Source organism: Kitasatospora sp. RG8 (genome assembly GCF_017813315.1).
Classification (GTDB): domain Bacteria; phylum Actinomycetota; class Actinomycetes; order Streptomycetales; family Streptomycetaceae; genus Kitasatospora.
In genome coordinates this window covers 77,190-95,856 of the sequence record NZ_JAGIYX010000021.1, presented here as the reverse complement: position 1 = coordinate 95,856, position 18,667 = coordinate 77,190, and the positions used below count along the sequence as shown (strand labels likewise).

Genomic DNA, 18,667 nt, shown 5'->3' with positions numbered 1-18,667 from the left:
CCCGGGCGAGCCCCCGGACCGGCCGCCCTGCCCCGGTTGTCAGAGGCGGCGGGTAGCCTCGCTGCTTCGGACGGGAGTGTGCGCGGGCCAGGAGCGGCGGGCGCGCGGGAAGGGATCGGCGTGAGCGCACCGCAGGGGACGGGCGGCGGGTGGATCTCCACCGGCCTCCAGTGGCAGGACGGCCGGCCGGTGCTGAGCGCGGTCAACGGGCGCCGGGTGCACGAGCGGGCGGTCGTGCCGGGGGCGTCCGTCGGCTGGCTGCTGGCCGGGCCGCGGCGGTGCACGGGCGCCTGGCTGGCCGGGGCCACCGAGCGCACGCCCTGCCCGCACCACGCCGTCATCGAGCCGGACGGCGGCGCCGTCCAGTGCCCCGCCTGCCAGAGCGTCGACCGCGGGCTCGCCCTCGCCCGGGACCAGATCCTCGACGACGGCCGCACCTACCGCCTCTACCTCGCCTGGTTCGGCGAAGGCCTGCTCAAGGTGGGCCTGACCGCCGAGCAGCGCGGCACCAACCGGCTGCTCGAACAGGGCGCACTCGCCTGGACGTTCGCCGCCCGGGGGCCGCTGCCGGCCGTCCGCCGGGCCGAACTCACCGTCGCCGCCTCCGGGCTGGCCCGCGAGCGGTTCACCGGCAAGACGAAGACGGAGCACTGGTGGGAGCACGGGGACACCACCCGGCGCCGGGAGATCCTCACCGACGCCCGCGCCCGGGCCCACCACCTGCTCGACGGGCACGCGGTCGAGCTGCTGGCCGACCACCCCGTCACCGACCACGTCGAGCTCTACGGCCTGACCGGCGGCGCCCCCGCCGCCTACGGACAGATCGCCGCCCTGGCACCCGGCGCGGTCGTCGCCGGGACGCTGCGCCCGCCGATCGGCCGGTACCTGCTGCTCGACCAGCCCGGTGACGCCGGGCCGTTGCTGCTCGACACCCGCCTGCTCACCGGCTGGACCCTCGCCCCGGCCCCCGGACGCCCGGCATCGGGCCTGACCGTGCGGGCCCGGCTGCGCCCGCAGGAGGCGGACACGCAGGAGGCGCTGTTCTGACCACGCCGCGGTACCGGCCGCGTGACGCCGCGACGGGTGGCCTCACGCCCGAACGGCGTCCAACGCGTCAACGCGTCAACCCGGCGTCTGGTCGAGCGTGTCAACCGGATCACCCGGCATCAACCGCGTCAACCGCGTCAACCGCGTCAACCGCGTCAACCGCATCAAGCGGCATCACCCGGAGCCGCCCCGGAACCCCACGGCTGCGGTGCCCGAGCCTGCCCGGCTCACGCCAGCTTGCCGCGCACCCCGCCCGGCCCCGACCGCGCCCGGCGCGAGAGCGGCGGCCGCGACGGCCGGACGTCGGCGCGCGCGGGAGGCGTCTCGTCCGCAACCCGCCCGGCGAGTGCGGACCGGGCCGCGGCCAGCGCCAGCCGCGCGAGCAGCGGGTCCTCGTGGACGCCGGCCGCCAGCTGACCGGCCTGGCAGTGCGTGCACCAGAGCGGGGAGGCGGGGCCGTCCGGGTACACCATCTGCTCCGGCGGCAGGTAGTGACTGCCGCACTCGACGCACTCGAAGAGCATCCTCATCCGACGATCACCGTCCCGGATCCGTGGCACCGACCGCATGGTGACCAGAAGGTGTAGAGCTTCGGCACCATGCTCCCTTCCTCGTCCAGTTCGACCGTGGCCTCGGTCTTCTGGGTCCCCCCGGACCCGCCACACCCGGTACAGGCCTGAACCTCGGGCATATGACCCTCCTTGGCGCGGGGACCACCGTAGCGCGAAATCCCCGGTCCGAGCACCGGTCCTGACGAACCACCACTCGTCCGGGGAGCGCGCGGCCGGGCCGCACGCCCCGCCTGCCACGTGCGCCCCGTGCGGGAGGGGCGCATCCTGCGCGGGACACGCGCTGGGCCCCCTCCCGGGGGAGGGGGCCCAGCAGCCGGCCGGCACCTGCGGAAGGGTCAGCCGGTCATGCTCCGGAGGAACTCGCGGTTCATCGCGGCGATGCTGGGCAGCGGAATGCCCTTGGGGCAGGCGGTGGCGCACTCGCCGGTGTTGGTGCAGCCGCCGAACCCCTCGGCGTCCATCGTGGCGACCATGTTCCGCACCCGGGACTTCCGCTCCGGCGCGCCTTGCGGGAGCACGTTGAGGTGGACCACCTTGGCGGAGGTGAACAGCATCGCCGAGCCGTTCGGGCAGGCTGCCACGCAGGCGCCGCAGCCGATGCACTCGGCGTGCTCGAAGGCCGTGTCGGCGGCCTCCTTGGGCACCGGGGTGGCGTGCGCGTCGGGGGCGCTTCCGGTGGGGGCGGTGATGTAGCCGCCGGAGCCGATGATCCGGTCGAACGCCGAGCGGTCCACCACCAGGTCCTTGACCACCGGGAAGGCCGCGGCCCGCCACGGTTCGACGTCGATGGTGTCGCCGTCCTTGAAGTGCCGCATGTGCAGCTGGCAGGTGGTCGTCCGCTCCGGGCCGTGGGCCTGGCCGTTGATGACCATGCCGCAGGCCCCGCAGATGCCCTCCCGGCAGTCGTGGTCGAAGGCCACCGGCGCGTCGCCGCGGGTGATCAGCTCCTCGTTGAGGGTGTCGAGCATCTCCAGGAAGGACATGTCCGGGCTGATCCCGCTGACCTGGTAGGTGGTCATCGAGCCGGCCGCGTCCGGGCCCGCCTGGCGCCAGATGCGCAGGGTGAGGTTCATGCGTAACTCCGCTGGGTGGGGTGGACGTGTTCGAAGTCGAGGTGTTCGCGGTGCAGGACGGGGGCGGTGCCGGTGCCGGTGAACTCCCAGGCGGCGGCGTAGCCGAACTCCTCGTCGCGCCGGGCGGCCTCGCCGTCCTCGGTCTGGCTCTCGGTGCGGAAGTGGCCGCCGCAGGACTCGGCGCGGTGGAGGGCGTCCAGGCACATCAGCTCGGCGAGTTCGAAGTAGTCGACGAGCCGGTTGGCCTTCTCCAGCGACTGGTTGAGCTCGGCGCCCGTCCCCGGCACCTTGATCCGGCGCCAGAACTCCTCGCGCAGCTGCGGGATCCGCGCCAGGGCCTGGCGCAGGCCGGCCGCGTCGCGGGCCATGCCGCACTTGTCCCAGAGGAGTTCGCCCAGCTCGCGGTGGAAGGAGTCGGGCGTCCGGTCGCCGTCGACGGCGAGGATCAGGTTGAGCCGGTCCGTCACCTCGGCCTCGGCCTCGGCGACCGTCGGGTGGTCGGCGGGGACGGCCGGCAGCGGGTGGCGGGCCAGGTAGTCGTTGAGGGTCGGCGGGAGGACGAAGTAGCCGTCCGCGAGGCCCTGCATGAGGGCGCTGGCACCGAGCCGGTTGGCGCCGTGGTCGGAGAAGTTGGCCTCGCCGATCGCGAACAGGCCCGGTACGGAGGTCTGCAGGTCGTAGTCGACCCAGAGCCCGCCCATGGTGTAGTGGATCGCGGGGTAGATCCGCATCGGCACCCGGTACGGGTCCTCGGCGGTGATCCGCTCGTACATCTCGAACAGGTTGCCGTACTTGGCGGCGACGGCGTCGCGGCCGAGGCGGCGGATGGCGTCGGCGAAGTCGAGGTAGACGCCTTGGCCGCCGGGGCCGACGCCGCGGCCCTCGTCGCAGACGTTCTTGGCGGCCCGGGAGGCGATGTCGCGGGGAACCAGGTTGCCGAAGGACGGGTAGATCCGCTCCAGGTAGTAGTCCCGCTCGGCCTCGGGGATCTCGCCCGGCGGCCGGGTGTCGCCCTTGGCCTTCGGCACCCAGATCCGGCCGTCGTTGCGCAGCGACTCGCTCATCAGGGTGAGCTTGGACTGGTGGTCGCCGGAGCGCGGGATGCACGTCGGGTGGATCTGGGTGAAGCACGGGTTGGCGAAGTACGCGCCCCGCCGGTGGGCCCGCCAGATCGCGGTGGCGTTGGAGTTCTTGGCGTTGGTGGAGAGGTAGAACACGTTGCCGTACCCGCCGCTGGCGAGCACCACCGCGTCGGCCGTGTAGGTGGAGACGGCGCCGGTCACCAGGTCGCGGGCGACGATGCCGCGGGCCCGGCCGTCGATCACCAGCAGGTCGAGCATCTCGGTGCGCGGGTGCATCTCCACGTTCCCGGCGGCGATCTGGCGCTCCAGCGCCTGGTAGGCGCCGAGCAGCAGCTGCTGGCCGGTCTGGCCGCGGGCGTAGAAGGTGCGGGAGACCTGGACGCCGCCGAAGGAACGGGTGTCGAGCAGGCCGCCGTACTCGCGGGCGAAGGGCACGCCCTGGGCCACGCACTGGTCGATGATCTCCACCGAGACCTGCGCGAGGCGGTGCACGTTGGACTCACGGGCGCGGAAGTCGCCGCCCTTGACGGTGTCGTAGAAGAGGCGGCGGATCGAGTCGCCGTCGTTGCGGTAGTTCTTGGCGGCGTTGATTCCGCCCTGGGCGGCGATCGAGTGGGCGCGCCGGGGGGAGTCCTGGAAGCAGAACTGCACGACGTGGTAGCCCTGTTCGGCGAGCGTGGCACCGGCGGCGCCACCGGCCAGGCCGGTCCCGACCACGATGACGGTGTGCTTGCGACGGTTGGCCGGGTTGACCAGCTTGGCGTCGAACCGCCGCTGGTCCCAGCGCTGTTCGATCGGCCCGCCGGGGGCCTTGCCGTCGGCGACCGGTTCGCCGACCCGGTAGTCGCTGTAGGACGCTTGCGTGCTCAACTCACCACTCCGGTCATCACGGCCACGGGGACGGACAGGAAGCCCACGGTCAGCACCAGAGCCAGCCCGTTGGCGGTCAGCTTCAACGCCCGGTCGCGTCGGGCGTTGTTGGCACCGAGGGTCTGCGCGGCGCTCCAGAACCCGTGCCGGACGTGCAGGCCCACGGCGAGCATCGCCACGATGTAGACCACGCAGCTGTACCAGTTCGAGAAGGAGGCCACGATGTTCTGGTACGGCTTGCCCTGCTCGGCGTTGGGGTTCACGGTGAGCGTGGTCAGGTCGAGGATGTGCCAGACGATGAAGAGCGCCAGGATCACCCCGCCCCAGCGCATCGTGCGGGTCGCGTAGGTGGCCCTGCGCCGCTGGTGCACGTACTTGCCGGGCCGTGCGGCGAGGTCGCGCCGGCTGAGCTGGTACGCGGCCACGCCGTGCAGCAGGACGGCGGCGAGCAGGCCCACCCGGGCGATCCAGAGGAACCACTCGTGGCGCAGGAACGGCTCGCCGAGGGTGCGCAGCCAGTGCGCGTAGCCGTTGAGCTCGTCCGGGCCGAAGAAGACCTTGAGGTTTCCCAGCATGTGCGCGACCAGGTACAGCAGCATGACCAGTCCGCTGACGGCCATGACCGCCTTCTTGCCGACGGTCGACCGCCACAGGGTCACCAGGGTGGACGGATGCCGGGCCGTCCGAGTCGCGGTTGTCATGGCTGCAACGCTAGGGACCGGCATCCCGGTACGTCCAAGACATGATGCGGCTCGCGGCAATAGCCGGAGGCTATCGTCCACGCCTATCCTGGCCGGGTGCAGCTCCAGCAACTCCGCTACTTCCTCGCCGTCGCCGAGACCCGGCACTTCACCCGGGCGGCCGACGCGGTGCATGTCGCGCAGCCCTCGCTCTCCCAGCAGATCCGGGCGCTGGAAAGGGAGTTGGGTGCGGAACTGTTCCACCGCACCCGCGGCAACATCGCCCTGACCGACGCCGGCGACGCGCTCTTGCCGCTGGCCCGGCGCATCCTGGCCGACACCGAGAGCGCCAGGCTGGCCGTGCAGGAGACGGTGCAGCTGCGCCGTGGCCGGGTGCGGCTGGGGGCGCCGCCGAGCCTCTGCACCAGCCTGGTGCCGGACGTACTGCGGGTCTTCCGGGACCGTTACCCGGGGGTGGCGCTGGTGGTCCGCGAGGGAGGCTCGCGCGACCTGGTCCGGACGCTGGCGGCGGGGGAGCTGGACGTCGCGCTGATCATCACCCCGCCGAGCGGCGAGGCGTCCCCCGCGCTGCACGTCACCGAGCTGCTGCACGAGGAGCTGGTGCTGGTCGCCCGCTCCGCGCAGGGCCGGCGCCGCACGGTCCGGGTGACGGAGCTGCGCGGGCGCCCGCTGGTGATGTTCCGGGAGGGGTACGACCTGCGCGAGGCCACCCTGGCGGCCTGCCGGGCGGCCGGGTTCGAGCCGGAGTTCGCGGTGGAGGGCGGCGAGATGGACGCGGTCCTCGGCTTCGTCCGGGCCGGGCTGGGGCCGGCCGTGCTGCCGGGCATGGTGGCGGCCCGTTCGGGGCTGGTGGTCACGCCGTTCGCCGGTCCGGGGCTCGGCCGGACGATCGCCGTCGCGCACGGGCACGAGGTGCCGCTCACCCGGGCCGCGGCCGCGCTGCGCGAGACCCTCCTGGCCCATCTGCGCGACGCCGCCCGCGCGGGCGAGCTGCCCCCGGGGACCCGGCTGCTGCTGCCGTGAGCCCGCCGCCGGGCGGTGCCGGCCGCCGGCAGGGGCCGGTCGGCGGGTGGGGTCGGCTGTGCGGGCCGGTGCGGGCCGGTGGTCGAAGGGCGGGGGTCGGCGGTGCGGGCCGGGTGCTACGGGCGGACGGCTGCCCGCCCGTGGGGGCGAATGGTTGGCACGGTGTGCGAATCACCCAAATCGTGATCCAGCGGACCGGCCCGCCCGGAACCCACTGTTCACGGGCCGCGTCCCAGGCAGTGCTCGCGGTGTCGTATGGTGCGTCGCCGCAAGGGCCGAGCAGGCAGTCAGGGGAGTACGAGGCGATGGACAGCGGGACGCAGCAGGACGGCAGACGGACCGGGGGCGGCAACGCCCCCGCCGACGAGGTCCCGGTGGTCGAGGACGAGCGACCCTGGGAACTTCCGGACTACCTCCACGAGCGGGACCTCGGCGCCGGTGCGAGCGGACGGGTCGTGCTCGCCCGCCACCGGGAGACCGGCACCCGTGTCGCGATCAAGTACCTCCACCGCTCCGTCGGCACGTCCGGCCTGCGGGAGGAGGCCGAAGTCCTCGCGGCCATCGACTCCCCGCACGTCACCCGGCTCTACGAGTACGTGGAGGGTGAGCGCGGTTCGGCCATCGTCATGGAACTGGTGGACGGCATCGCGCTGCGGGACCTGCTGCGCGCGGAGGGCGCCACCACGCCCGAGGCCGCCCTGGTGGTGCTGAAGGGCTCGCTGCTGGGCCTGGCCGCCGCCCACCAGGCGGGCGTCGTGCACCGCGACTACAAGCCCGCCAACGTGCTGGTCGACACCTCCGGCACCTCCAAGCTGGTCGACTTCGGCATCGCCGTCCCCGAGGGGGACGACGCCGACGTCTCCGGCACCCCCGCCTACATGGCGCCCGAGCAGTGGGCGGGCAAGCCCGCCTCCCCGGCGGGCGACGTCTACGCCGCCACCGTCACCTTCTTCGAGTGCCTCACCGGCGCCCGCCCGTACGGGGGCACCACGATCGCCGAACTCGCCGTCCAGCACACCGAGGCCCCGATCCCCGCGGAGCTGGCCCCCGACCCGGTCCGGCCGTTGATCCTCTCCGGCCTGGCGAAGGAGCCGGACGCGCGGCCCGAGAGCGCGGCGGCCCTGGTCGAGGAGCTGGAGGCCGTCGCGGCGACCGGGTACGGGCCGGAGTGGGAGGAGAAGGGCCGTCTTGACCTGACCGCGCTGGTGGCCCTGCTCGCGCTGCTGCTCCCCGGGGCCGGCGGCGCGGCCGGCGGCACGTCGCTGGCCCACACCGTGCTGGGCGGCGCCGAGGCGTCGGCGGGTGCCGGGGCCGCGAGCGTGTCGGCTGCTTCCGCGTCGTCCGCTTCGGCGCCGCCCGCGGCGGTGCCGTCCGCCACCATCCGGGAGCTGCTGGTCCGCCGCGGTGCGCGCCTCGGCGGCCGTGGCAAGGCGCTCGTGGGGGTCGTGGCCGGCACCCTGACCCTGGCCACGCTGGCCGGGGTGGCGATGGCCGGGGCCGCCGACGGCGGCGCCCACACGGTGGTGGGCGGCGCCACACCGGAGGCCACCACCACGCTCGGCGCAGCCGACCCCACGACGGGCGCCCCGTCGCCCGCGGCGAGCGGCGCCACGGACACCCCGAGCGCCGCGCCGTCCACGCCGGCGGCCTCGCCCACGGCCGGCTCCGCCAGCCCGACCGCCACCCCCACGGCCACGCCGACCGGCAGGACGTCCACGCCCCCCGGCCCGCCGGTCGGCGGCGGTGCCCCGACCACCGGCCTTCCGCCGGCGCCGCCCGGTGGCGGACCCGCCACGCAGGCTCCGCCGGCCCCGCCGGTCGGCCCCGCCCCCACCGCCGCGGTGCCCACCCTCACCCCGGGCCCGGTCACCCCGACCCCGACCCCGAGCGCCACCCCGACCGTCGCCCCGGCGACCATCGCGGTCAGCACGGTGAACCTGGACTCGCTGACCTGCAGCGGCCGCTGGAGCCTGACCGCGACGGTCACCGTGGTCGCCCAGGGCACCGGCAGCGGGACGCTGACGCTGAGCTGGTACCACAGCTCGGGCGGACGGGCGGTCACCGTCGCGACCGACACGGTGGTGGTCCGCGACGGCCGCGCCACCGTCACGCGGGCGCACGACTTCGGCTCGGCCGACACCTTCCCGACCTGGGGCGTGCGCATCGGCACCAGCCCGGGGGCCGCGAAGCCGGGCAAGACCTCGGCCGAGACGGCCGCCTTCCTCTGCGACCCGCCCCGCTGAGCCCTGGGCCGCTGAGCCCCGCCCCGCGGAGTCCTGCCCCGCGGAGTCCTGCGGAGTCCCGCCCCGCGGAGCACCGCGCGGCACCCCGCACGCCTGTCACCTGCCGGTCCCCGAACGCCTTCTGCCCGCCTCGCCCTGATCTGGAGAAGCCATGCCCGCGCCCAGCCCCGACTCCGCCCCGGTCCCGGGCCCGGTCTCAGCCCCGGGCACGGTCCCGGGTGCGGACGCAGACGCCAACACAGACCAGACCGTCCGGCTCGGTGCGGCTCCCGGGGTCGTGGAGGAGACCGTCCGGCTCGGGGCAGCTCCGGAGGTCGTCGAGGAGACCGTCCGGCTCGTGCCCGCGCGGCCGGCAGCGGCGGAGGAGGAGCGGACCGTCAAGCCGGCCCCGGACACCGCGGCACCGGCCCCCGGTGGGCCCGACGCCGCGGCCACCGTACGGCTCGACCGTGGCGAGGCCGTGAGCGCGACCTTCCTCGACCCCCGGGCGTGGGGCGGCGCCGTCCCGGCGTCGGGGGAGACCGCCACGCACATCGACACCACACCGGTGGGGGAGACAGTCACACGCGTCGACACCCCGGCGCAGGGCAGTGCCGCGGTGCCCGCCCCGGTGGATCCCGGCGCCACGACGCCGCTCGGCCAGTCATCGGCCGGCCAGTCGTCGCCCGGCGCCCCGTCGTCCGGCGCCTCATCACCCGGTGCCTCGCGGGCCGAACAGCCGCTCGCCCCGGGCGAGTTGCGGCGCTTCGGCCCAGGCGTCCCGCCGCAGGCCGCCGCGGTCTGGCACGGCGCCGCCGTCCCGGACGCGCAGCAGCCGCGCCGCCCCCGCCGGGTGGGGCGCTGGCTGGTACCGGTGGCGGTCCTGCTGGCCGTCCTGGCCTTCCTGTACTGGCGGTTCGCCACGCCCGCCCTGGCGGTCACCGGCATCGGCGTGACCACCGACCCGGCGGGCCCGGCCTGCGGCGGAACCGCGGTGATCACGGCCGCGGTGGAGACCAACGGCGGGACCGGCACCATCCGCTACCGCTGGCTGCGCAGCGACGGCACCACCTCGGGCGAGATCGCCCAGGACGTCCGCTCCGGCGCGCACCGCACCGACCTGGTCCTGCGCTGGAGCTTCGAGGGCCACGGCGACCTCCAGGCCACCGCAACCCTGGAGATCCTCTCCCCCGACACCCGCACCGCGGCCGTGTCCTTCCCCTACCACTGCTCCTGAGCCCCCCGGGCTCGCGAGGCACACCTCAACCGGGAGGTGAAGGCGCCGGCCGGGGCTCCCTTGAGCGAGTTGAGGCCAGTGCGCCGAACCGGTCGACCGGGTTGCCGCCGGGGTCGCGGAGTTGGGCGTGGCGCTGGCACGACCGACCTGCGTGGAGCCGACTGTCCGCCCGGGTACTGAGCCTGTCCTCCTGTCCGGTCAGGGCCCGTTCAGGGGTGACTGACGCCGTGGGCGGTGGGAGTCGGGGACGGGTTGGTGGTGCCGGCGCCGTCGCTGTTGGAGGAAATGCCGATCAGGATCAGGGCGAGCAGCAGGATGCCGCCGATCGCGGCTCCGCCGCCACCGACGCTGCTGTTGCAGCCGGTCCGGTGGCTGGTCCTGTAGCTGGTGCTGTACCCGGTCCTGTACCCGGTGCCGGGGGCCGGTGCCGGGGGCCGGGGGCAGGAGCCGGGGGAGGGGGACCGGCAGGACGGGGACGAGGCCCCAGCTCGGGAGCTGAAGCCTCGTCACCGTGAATGCCGTTGCAGCGCCCGGGCCGTGAACTCCGTGCCCAGGTCCGGTGCTCAGCCGCCGCCGTAGGTGGCCTGGGTGACCGCGAAGACGTTGCGTCCGCCCGTGGTCTCCTGCAACGACCACAACAGGTCGGGGTTGGTGGTGTCCTCCCAGTAGGAGAGGCTCTCGCCGCCGCCCACCCAGGCGAACGTGGCGGGACCTGCGGTCGGGGTCCAGTAGTAGAGCCTCTTCTGCCCCGAGGAGTTGAACCACCATCGGCCGTTGTGGGAGGCCACGCCGTTGAGGTTGTACCAGGGCAGTTGGAGGGCCTGGCTGGCGGTCGTCGTCGCGGCGAACGTCGTCGCCCCGGGCGCGAACGGGAACCGGACCGCCCTCGGCGGGCGGTTGGGGTAGTCGGTGCAGCCCGACTGGCAGGTGTACTCCGTCATCACGATCGACTTGCTGACCCGGTCGAGGGAGACCGACGACCACACCAGGTTGGTGCCGGAGGTCGTCTGCGACGTGACGGTGCCGATCTGGGGCAGCACGTAGGCGTAGTTGTGGGCGTAGTACACGCTGTTGGACTGGCGGCCGATCTGGTCGGCGGTGCCCCCGGGATCGGTGTTGAGGATCTTGCGCATGTCGAAGACGCGCATGCCGTGCCCGGTGTCGGCGACGTAGAGGTAGTTGCCGTACCACGAGACGCCGCCGGCGTGGATCGGGATGTCCTTGAAGTCCGGCGCCGCCGCGGTGCCGGTCGGCTCCACCAGGAGGATCTTGCGGTAGGTGTTGGGGTAGGTGGCGTCCCAGTCGACCAGGGTGATCCGGCTGCGCTGCTGGGCACCGCTGCAGCCGTCCTTGGTGTACCAGCTCACCAGCACGAGTTGGTGGCCGTCGTAGTTGCCGCTGTCCGCGGTCCCCACGGCGTCCCGGCTCGTCGTGATGCCCTGCGGGAAGCTCTGGCAGTCGGAGTTGTCGCCGTCGTCGAACCGGAAGCCGGTGGACAGGCCGCCGACGGAGAAGGACGCGGGGAGCGCCTGCCGGTCGTGGTTCGCGTTCTCCATCACCGTGTGCACGGCAGAGGTCCCCAGCGCCGTGACGAGGGCCGAGTTGAGCGTGTCGAAGCGGTGGTAGTCCGCGGTGAGGGTGTACTCGGATGCGCTCACGGCCGTCGGTGCCGCAGCGGCCGCCGCCGGCGATGCGCCGACGAGTGCGCCGGTGACGAGCAGACCGGCTGCGAGTATCGCTCGTGCCGCAGTTCTGACTTGGCGAATCATCAAGGCGGGCCTCTCCACGTGAATGGATCAACGAGGTCACTCACGCTAGGGGTGTGTTGAGCATGTCCGCAACACCCCGAGTCGAGCCGGAGCGAGTCCCGAAGCCGCCGCCGCTGCCGGCAGGAACTGACACGGCCCCTGGTCCCTGGTCCCTGGGGGCTCGGGGCGCGGGCGGGTGCAGGCGGGTGCAGGCGGGTGCAGGCGCGCCCGGGGAGCGGGCGGCCGCCGCGCACAACCCCCCTGTGCGCCGATGTGTTTCCACTCGTCGTTCCCGCAGGTCGGGCGGCCTGCCTGCGGGAACGTCAAAGGTGGTGCACGAGGCGTCGGCAGCGGGGTTCGGACGGTGGTCGGAGCGGGAACCGGGCCGCTGGCCGCCTCGTCGGTGGCACCGGGCGAGGTCGGACCCGGCGAGGTTGAACGGGTGAGCTCGGACCGGGCGAGGTCGGACCGGACGGTGTGCTGAGGGGGCGGGCGATGCAGGACGGGACAGGGCGGAGAACCGGCGAGTGGCGGCTGCCGGACTACACCCAGGTGCGGGAGCTGGGCGCCGGGGCGAGCGGCCGCGTGGTGCTCGCGCACCACGACCGCACCGGCACGCCGGTGGCGATCAAGTACCTGCTCGCCGGGGTGGGCGGCTCCGGCCTCCGCGAGGAGGCGCAGGTCCTGGCGCGGGTCGACTCCCCGTACGTCACGCGGCTCTACGAGTACGTCGAGGCCGGGCCGCACGCGGCGATCGTCATGGAGCTGGTGGACGGGGTGCCGCTGCGCACGCTGCTCAAGTCCGAGGGGGCGACGACACCGGAGGCCGCGCTGGTGGTCCTCAAGGGCTCGCTGCTGGGGCTGGCCGCCGCTCACGCGACCGGCCTGGTGCACCGGGACTACAAGCCCGCCAACGTGCTGGTCGCGGCGGACGGCTCCACCAAGCTGGTCGACTTCGGGATCGCCGTGCCCAGCGGCGACGACCGGGACATCTCCGGCACGCCTGCTTACCTGGCCCCGGAGCAGTGGACTGGCGCGCCGGCCTCGTCCGCCGCCGACGTGTACGCCGCCACCGTCACCTTCTTCGAGTGCCTGACCGGCAGTCGCCCGTTCCCCGGCCGGACGGTCGTGGAGCTGGCGGTCCAGCACCGGGAGCACCCCGTGCCGGACGAGCTGGTCCCGGAGCGCGTCCGGCCGCTGGTCCGGGCCGGGATGGCGAAGCGGCCGGAGGAGCGACCGGCCGGCGCGGCGGATTTCGTCCGGCAGCTGGAGGCGGTGGCCGCGGCCGGGTACGGCGAGCGCTGGGAGGAACGCGGGCGCGCCGACCTCGCCGCTCTGGTGGCCCTGCTGGCGCTGCTGCTGCCGTGGGGCGCGGCCGGTCCGCCACCCGGCGGGGCGACGGCGCTGGCGCACACCGAGCTCGTGGCCGGCCGGGGCGCCGCGGCGAGCCGGGGCACGCACGACCGGGGCGGCGGTGCCTCGGCGACCAGGAGCGTCCACCCGCGTGGGCGTGCCTCCGCGCGCCGGACCGTCCGGCGGCTCGGGCTGCACGAGCGGGTCCGGGTGGACCACCCACGGCTCCGGCGGACCCGGGCGGTCGTCGGCGCGGTGGCGGGCACGCTCGCGGTGGCCTCGCTGGCCGCGGTGGCGATCGCCGGAGCGGCGGACCGTGGGGACCGGACGGTGACCGGCAGTCCGCTGCCACGGGCCACCACTTCGCTGGGCGCGGTGGGCGGAGCCGGCGGGGAGACGACGGACGGGCCGTCCGATCCGACGGTGTCGGCCGGCCCCTCCGCGCCCCGGACGCCCACCGCCCCGCCGTCCCCCGCGGCGAGCTCCGCGTCCCCGTGGCCGACCCCGACCCCGACCGCCTCCGCGTCCCCGTCCGCAGCTCCCTCCCCGTCCGCGGCTCCGTCGCAGTCGCGCTCGCCCGCGCCTCCGCCTGCGACGGCCTCCGGTACGACGCCGAGCCGGACGCCCACCCCGGGCACCACCACGTCGCCCGCGCCCAGGCTCACCGACACGCCCCGGACCACTCCGCCGTCCACCGGCACCTCACCGTCCACGCCGGTCGGCGCGCCGCCGTCCTCCGTCACCACCACCGCGCCGCCGCCCGCGGTCCGGGTGACCTCGCTGAACGTCGACTCGATCAGCTGCCTGGACAACGGCCACTTCGGTGTCCAGGCCAGGATCACCGTCGTGGCGTCCGGGCCGCCCGGAGCCACGCTCACCGTTTCCTGGCAGCACCACTCCGGCGCGATCAACCCGCCCGTGACCGTGGCCACCGAGACCGTGCGGCTCGGCACCGGCTCCGTCACCCTCACCCGCTCCCATGACTTCGGCAACGACGACAGACTCCAGTGGGGAGTCCGGGTGGGCAGCGACCCCAGGCCGGAGAGCACACCGACGGCCTACCGGGAGCTGCCCGCCATCGACTGCCGGCAGCCCGGCTGATCCCGCCCGCGGTCCTGCGGCACGTTTTCACCGTTCCCGCCGGCCACACCTCTCCGCTGCACGACCCCGCCGCACCTCTGCGCCACAGCTCTCCGTCGCATGTCCCCGCCGCACGCCCCCGGAGGTCTCCATGCCCCTGCACCGACCGGAGCCCGGCCCGGACTCCGGCCCCGACCGGACCGTCCGACTCGGCGCCGGCCCCGCGGCCGAGCGAACGGTCCCGCCCGGTGATGCCGCGCCCGCCGCGCCCGCTGCCGAGGACGCGGAGGACGCCGAAGACGCGGAGTGTGCCACGTTCCTCGCCCCGACCGTCTGGGGCACCTCGGCTGCCCGGGCGCCGGAGCCCGTGCCCGTCCCACCGGAGCCTGACCCGGCGCCGCAGCAGTACGAGGTGCGCCGGTTCGGCCCCGGTGTGCCGCCGGTGGCGGCGGCGGTGTGGCACGGCGCGCCGCCGCCCTGGCAGCGGGAGGCCCGGCTGCGTCGGCGCCGGGCCGTCCGGTGGCTGGTCCCGGCGGCCGTCCTGGCCGTCCTGCTCGCCTTCCTGGCGGCCCGGTGCCGGTCCGAGCCGCCGCTCGCGTTGACCGGGGTCACCGTGCGCGCCGAACCGGCGGGCGGCCCGCCGTGCGGCGGAACCGCCGTGATCACCGCGACCGTCGGCACCGACGGCCACGCGGGGACGATCCGCTACCGCTGGCTGCGCAGCGACGGCACGTCCTCCGGCGAGCTGGTGCAGCCGGTGCAGTTCGGGGAGCGCCGGGCGGACCTGGTGCTCCACTGGTCCTTCGACGGCCGCGGCACGATGCGGGCGACCGCGACCGTCGACATCCTTGAGCCCCGCCGCCTGGGGGCGGCCACCTCGTTCACCTACGCCTGCCAGGGCTGAGGGCCGAAGCGGGAGGGCCCGGGGCGGGTGCCCCGGGCCCTCCCGTGGATGGCGGTCGTGCGCTGTCGTGTGGTGTCGTGCGGCGTCAGGCGGGCAGGACGGCCTCGATCGCGGCGATGACCTCGTCCGACTCCGGCTCGGTGCGCGGGCGGATGCGGGCCGCGACGGTGCCGTCGGGGGTGACGAGGAACTTCTCGAAGTTCCAGGCGACGTCCCCGGCCTGGCCCTCGGCGTCGGCGGTCTGCGTCAGCACCGCGTACAGCGGGTGGCGGTCGTCGCCGTTGACGTCGGTCTTCTCGAACAGCGGGAAGGAGACGCCGTAGGTGGTGGAGCAGAAGGTCTGGATCTCCTCGGCGCTGCCCGGCTCCTGCCCGGCGAACTGGTTCGAGGGGAAGCCCAGCACGGTGAAGCCGCGCGCGGCGTACCGCTCCTGGAGCCGCTCCAGGCCGGCGTACTGGGGCGTCAGGCCGCACTTGGAGGCGACGTTGACGATCAGCAGCGCCTTGCCCTTGTGGTCGGCCAGCGAGGCGGCCTCGCCGCTCAGGGTGCGCAGCGGGATGTCGTACAGGCTCACGGAAAGCCCCTTCGGAGGGTCGGTGTCGGGACAGGACTCGGCACGGAACGGTAGCCGCTCCCGCCTCTCCCAACCACGACCGGGCTACGGGTGTTCCGCCCCGGCCTGCGGCGGCTGCGCGTCGATGTGGGCGGCGATGGCGGAGAAGTCGGCGCTGTGCCAGTGCTCGGGGCGCATCCGGATGACGATGTCGGCGGTCAACTGCTCCGTGGGTGGCGGCGAGGTAGGCGCGGGCGGTGGCGGGCGGCAGGTAGCGGTGGGCCATCGCGGCCCGCTCGGCGGGGTCGACGGGGCCGGAGGCCGCGCTGCGGTAGCGCGCGGGCGGTTCCTGGTGCGTACCCGCACGGGCCCTTCGACCGAACGTGCCGACCGGGGTACACCGACGCCGACGCCGGCACCGCGACCTGGCGGACGCGGGCGCACTCTCGGCGTGCGCCCGCGTCCACCGGGTGTGGCTCAGAGCGCCAGCGGCTTGATGGCGGTCGGGGCGTGCTCCGGCAGGGTGGCGAGCTCCTCGAACTCGGTCACGTTGCTCATGTCGACGGTCTTGCTCATCGAGATGTTGGTGATCCGCTCCAGGATGGCCTCGACCACGACCGGGACGCTGTGCTCGGCGGCGAGCTTCTTGGCCTCCTCGAAGGCGGCGCCGAGCTCGTTCGGGTCGGTCACGCGGATCGCCTTGACGCCCAGGCCCTCGGCGACCTTGACGTGGTCGACGCCGTAGACGCCGAGCTCCGGGGTGTTGATGTTCTCGAACTCCAGGTTGACCTGGAAGTTGATGTCCAGCCCGATCTGCGCCTGACGGATCAGGCCCAGGTAGGCGTTGTTCACCAGGACGTGGACGTAGGGGACCTTGTGCTGGGCGGCGACCGCCAGCTCCTCGATCATGAACTGGAAGTCGTAGTCGCCGGACAGCGCGACGATCGGGGTCTCCGGGTCCGCGGTGGCGGCGCCGATGGCGGCCGGGATGGTCCAGCCGAGCGGGCCGGCCTGGCCGCAGTTGATCCAGTTGCGCGGCTTGTAGACGTGCAGCATCTGCGCGCCGGCGATCTGGGAGAGACCGATGGTGGTGACGTACCGGGTCTCCGGGCCGAAGGCCTTGTTCATCTCCTCGTAGACGCGCTGCGGCTTCATCGGGATGTTGTCGAAGTGCGTGCGGCGCAGCAGGGTGGCCTTGCGCTCCTGCGCGGACGCGGCCCAGGCGCCGAAGTCGGGCAGCGTGCCCGCGGCCTTGAGCTCCTTGGCGACCTCGATGAAGAGCTCCAGCGCGGCCTTGGCGTCGGAGACGACGCCGTAGTCCGGGGCGAAGATCTTGCCGATCTGGGTGGGCTCGATGTCGACGTGGACGAACTTGCGGCCCTTGGTGTACGCCTCCAGGTTGTACCCGGTGTGGCGGTTGGCCCAGCGGTTGCCGATGCCGAGGACGAAGTCCGACTCCAGGAAGGTCGCGTTGCCGTAGCGGTGCGAGGTCTGGACGCCGACCATGCCGGCGCTCAGCTCGTGGTCGTCGGGGATGGTGCCCCAGCCCATCAGGGTCGAGATGACCGGGACGCCGGTCAGCTCGGCGAACTCGACCAGCAGGTCGGAGGCGTCGGCGTTGATGATGCCGCCGCCGGCGACGATCAGCGGGCGCTCGGACTCCAGCAGGAACCGGATCGCCTTCTCGGCCTGGGCGCGCGAGGCCCGCGGCTTGTAGACCGGTAGCGGCTGGTAGGTCTCGGGGTCGAACTCGATCTCGGTCTGCTGGACGTCGATCGGCAGGTCGATGAGGACCGGGCCCGGACGGCCGGAGCGCATCAGGTGGAAGGCCTCCTGGAAGACGCCCGGGACCTGGGCGGCCTCCAGGACGGTGGTGGCCTTCTTGGTGACCGGCTTGGCGATCGAGGCGATGTCGACGGCCTGGAAGTCCTCCTTGTGCAGCTTGGAGACCGGGGCCTGGCCGGTGATGCACAGGATCGGGATCGAGTCGGCGATCGCCGAGTAGAGGCCGGTGATCATGTCGGTGCCGGCCGGGCCGGAGGTGCCGATGCAGACACCGATGTTGCCGGCCTTGGCGCGGGTGTAGCCCTCCGCCATGTGGGAGGCGCCCTCGACGTGGCGGGCCAGCGTGTGCCGGATGCCGCCGCCCTCCTTGAGCGCCTTGTAGAAGGGGTTGATCGCGGCGCCCGGCACGCCGAACGCGACCTCAACGCCTTCGAGCTTGAGGATCTCCACTGCCGCGCGGGCGGCTGTCATACGAGGCATCGGGTTTCTCCTGCGTCGGCCCGCAGTGGGTCGGAGGGCTCATCTCCAGAATTCCACCATACGGAAGAACGGTTTCTGTATGCGGAAACAAAGTAAGGCGACGCCTGGCGAGGCGTCAAGGGGAGCTTCAACAGAATGTGGAAGCCGGCTGCTCGGCGGAAACCGCAGGTCGCGGGTGGCGGGTGACGGTCGCGGGGTGCGGCGGATGCGATGCCCGGATGCGGTGCCGGGGCGCGGTGCAGGCGTGCGGCGCCGGGGCGCGATGCAGGCGTGCGGTGCCGGGTGGTGTGCCGAGCCGGGGTGTCCGGCGGGTGCCGGGGTGGGGTGCCGGCCGTTCGGCCAGGCTGTCACGGCGGGGGTGGCCGATCCATCGCCCGTTCCTCCAGTCCGCGGCGCCGGGTCGGGGTGTCCCGTCGTCCCTTCCTGCAAAGCGCCTGCCCTGCAGAGTGCCCGCCCTACGGGACGGTCTTCGTTCGCATACCAGCGCGACGGCCGAACGCGCATGCCCGCAGGAGGGTCCGATCCGGGCCGAAACGTGGTGCCGGTGTGCTGTCGGAGTGAAGGCCTGGTGTGCGAGGTTGGCTCGCCCCGGGCCCCTGGGTACCGTCGGTGGCACGCCGGACCCGTCATGGTTGCCATGTTCAACTAGGGCCGCGGCAGGGGGGTTTGGGATCAACCGGGGAGTGGGGGAGCTCCGGCCGTCGTGTCCCGCCCAGGACCACGCGCGTCCGGTCCGCCCGCACCCGGCCGAGGGACACACCCCCTGACCGCACGCCCCCGGACCGCACGCCACCGACCCGACATCCACCGCCGCCACCCGGCCCGCCGGGGCGTCGGCCGTACCGCTGCCGGAGTCCCGCGCCCTCCCGCCGCGTGCCCCGCCCCGCCCTGCCTCCCGCCCTGCCTCCCGCTCTCGGCCCGCCCGGGAGGCCGCTCC

13 protein-coding genes are annotated in these 18,667 nt (G+C 74.0%); 6 read left to right on the top strand and 7 right to left on the bottom strand.

The genetic code is table 11. From position 1 onward, the window contains the following. Nucleotides 1-120: 120 nt before the first annotated feature. Nucleotides 121-1,047, top strand: coding sequence for a DUF2797 domain-containing protein (locus J5Y04_RS27285; RefSeq protein ID WP_209415056.1), 927 nt, complete (start codon nt 121-123; stop codon nt 1,045-1,047). 227 nt (nt 1,048-1,274) lie between these two features. Here the strand turns inward: J5Y04_RS27285 and J5Y04_RS27280 are convergent, their stop codons facing one another. The 4 genes from J5Y04_RS27280 to J5Y04_RS27265 all read right to left on the bottom strand — a co-directional run bounded on the left by J5Y04_RS27280 (nt 1,275) and on the right by J5Y04_RS27265 (nt 5,345). Then, nucleotides 1,275-1,577 (bottom strand): hypothetical protein, encoded by a 303-nt coding sequence (locus J5Y04_RS27280; RefSeq protein WP_209415055.1) that lies wholly within the window; start codon nt 1,575-1,577, stop codon nt 1,275-1,277. Between the two features lie 377 nt (nt 1,578-1,954). Beyond that, a complete protein-coding gene (locus J5Y04_RS27275; protein WP_148646922.1) occupies nt 1,955-2,692 on the bottom strand; it encodes a succinate dehydrogenase/fumarate reductase iron-sulfur subunit in 738 nt (245 codons plus the stop codon). After that, nucleotides 2,689-4,644, bottom strand: a complete 1,956-nt coding sequence (locus J5Y04_RS27270; RefSeq protein ID WP_209415053.1) for a fumarate reductase/succinate dehydrogenase flavoprotein subunit — start codon at nt 4,642-4,644, stop codon at nt 2,689-2,691. The genes J5Y04_RS27275 and J5Y04_RS27270 overlap by 4 nt, the downstream gene beginning before the upstream one ends. After that, nucleotides 4,641-5,345 carry a succinate dehydrogenase cytochrome b subunit gene (locus tag J5Y04_RS27265; RefSeq protein WP_209415052.1) on the bottom strand — a complete coding sequence of 235 codons (705 nt, stop codon included), beginning with the start codon at nt 5,343-5,345 and terminating at the stop codon, nt 4,641-4,643. The genes J5Y04_RS27270 and J5Y04_RS27265 overlap by 4 nt, the downstream gene beginning before the upstream one ends. 96 nt (nt 5,346-5,441) lie before the next feature. On the opposite strand from J5Y04_RS27265, the gene J5Y04_RS27260 reads away from it, so the two are divergent. From J5Y04_RS27260 to J5Y04_RS27250, 3 genes are all read left to right on the top strand, one after another. Then, nucleotides 5,442-6,368 carry a LysR family transcriptional regulator gene (locus tag J5Y04_RS27260; protein WP_209415050.1) on the top strand — a complete coding sequence of 309 codons (927 nt, stop codon included), beginning with the start codon at nt 5,442-5,444 and terminating at the stop codon, nt 6,366-6,368. A gap of 305 nt (nt 6,369-6,673) precedes the next feature. After that, entirely contained in the window at nt 6,674-8,611 is a 1,938-nt protein-coding gene (locus tag J5Y04_RS27255) for a serine/threonine-protein kinase (protein WP_209415049.1), read from the top strand. A 151-nt stretch (nt 8,612-8,762) separates the two neighbouring features. Further along, a complete protein-coding gene (locus tag J5Y04_RS27250; RefSeq protein WP_209415048.1) occupies nt 8,763-9,827 on the top strand; it encodes a hypothetical protein in 1,065 nt (354 codons plus the stop codon). Nucleotides 9,828-10,390: 563 nt separating this feature from the next. On the opposite strand, the gene J5Y04_RS27245 is transcribed toward J5Y04_RS27250, so the two are convergent. After that, entirely contained in the window at nt 10,391-11,485 is a 1,095-nt protein-coding gene (locus tag J5Y04_RS27245) for a hypothetical protein (protein WP_307853314.1), read from the bottom strand. A 585-nt stretch (nt 11,486-12,070) separates the two neighbouring features. On the opposite strand from J5Y04_RS27245, the gene J5Y04_RS27240 reads away from it, so the two are divergent. Continuing rightward, nucleotides 12,071-14,029, top strand: coding sequence for a serine/threonine-protein kinase (locus J5Y04_RS27240; RefSeq protein ID WP_209415046.1), 1,959 nt, complete (start codon nt 12,071-12,073; stop codon nt 14,027-14,029). Nucleotides 14,030-14,159: 130 nt separating this feature from the next. Further along, nucleotides 14,160-14,912 carry a hypothetical protein gene (locus J5Y04_RS27235; protein WP_209415045.1) on the top strand — a complete coding sequence of 251 codons (753 nt, stop codon included), beginning with the start codon at nt 14,160-14,162 and terminating at the stop codon, nt 14,910-14,912. A gap of 85 nt (nt 14,913-14,997) precedes the next feature. On the opposite strand, the gene J5Y04_RS27230 is transcribed toward J5Y04_RS27235, so the two are convergent. Both J5Y04_RS27230 and gcl read right to left on the bottom strand, forming a co-directional pair. After that, nucleotides 14,998-15,486 carry a glutathione peroxidase gene (locus J5Y04_RS27230; protein WP_209415043.1) on the bottom strand — a complete coding sequence of 163 codons (489 nt, stop codon included), beginning with the start codon at nt 15,484-15,486 and terminating at the stop codon, nt 14,998-15,000. Between the two features lie 456 nt (nt 15,487-15,942). Further along, nucleotides 15,943-17,721, bottom strand: a complete 1,779-nt coding sequence (gene gcl / locus J5Y04_RS27225) for a glyoxylate carboligase (RefSeq protein WP_209415115.1) — start codon at nt 17,719-17,721, stop codon at nt 15,943-15,945. Nucleotides 17,722-18,667 lie beyond the last annotated feature (946 nt).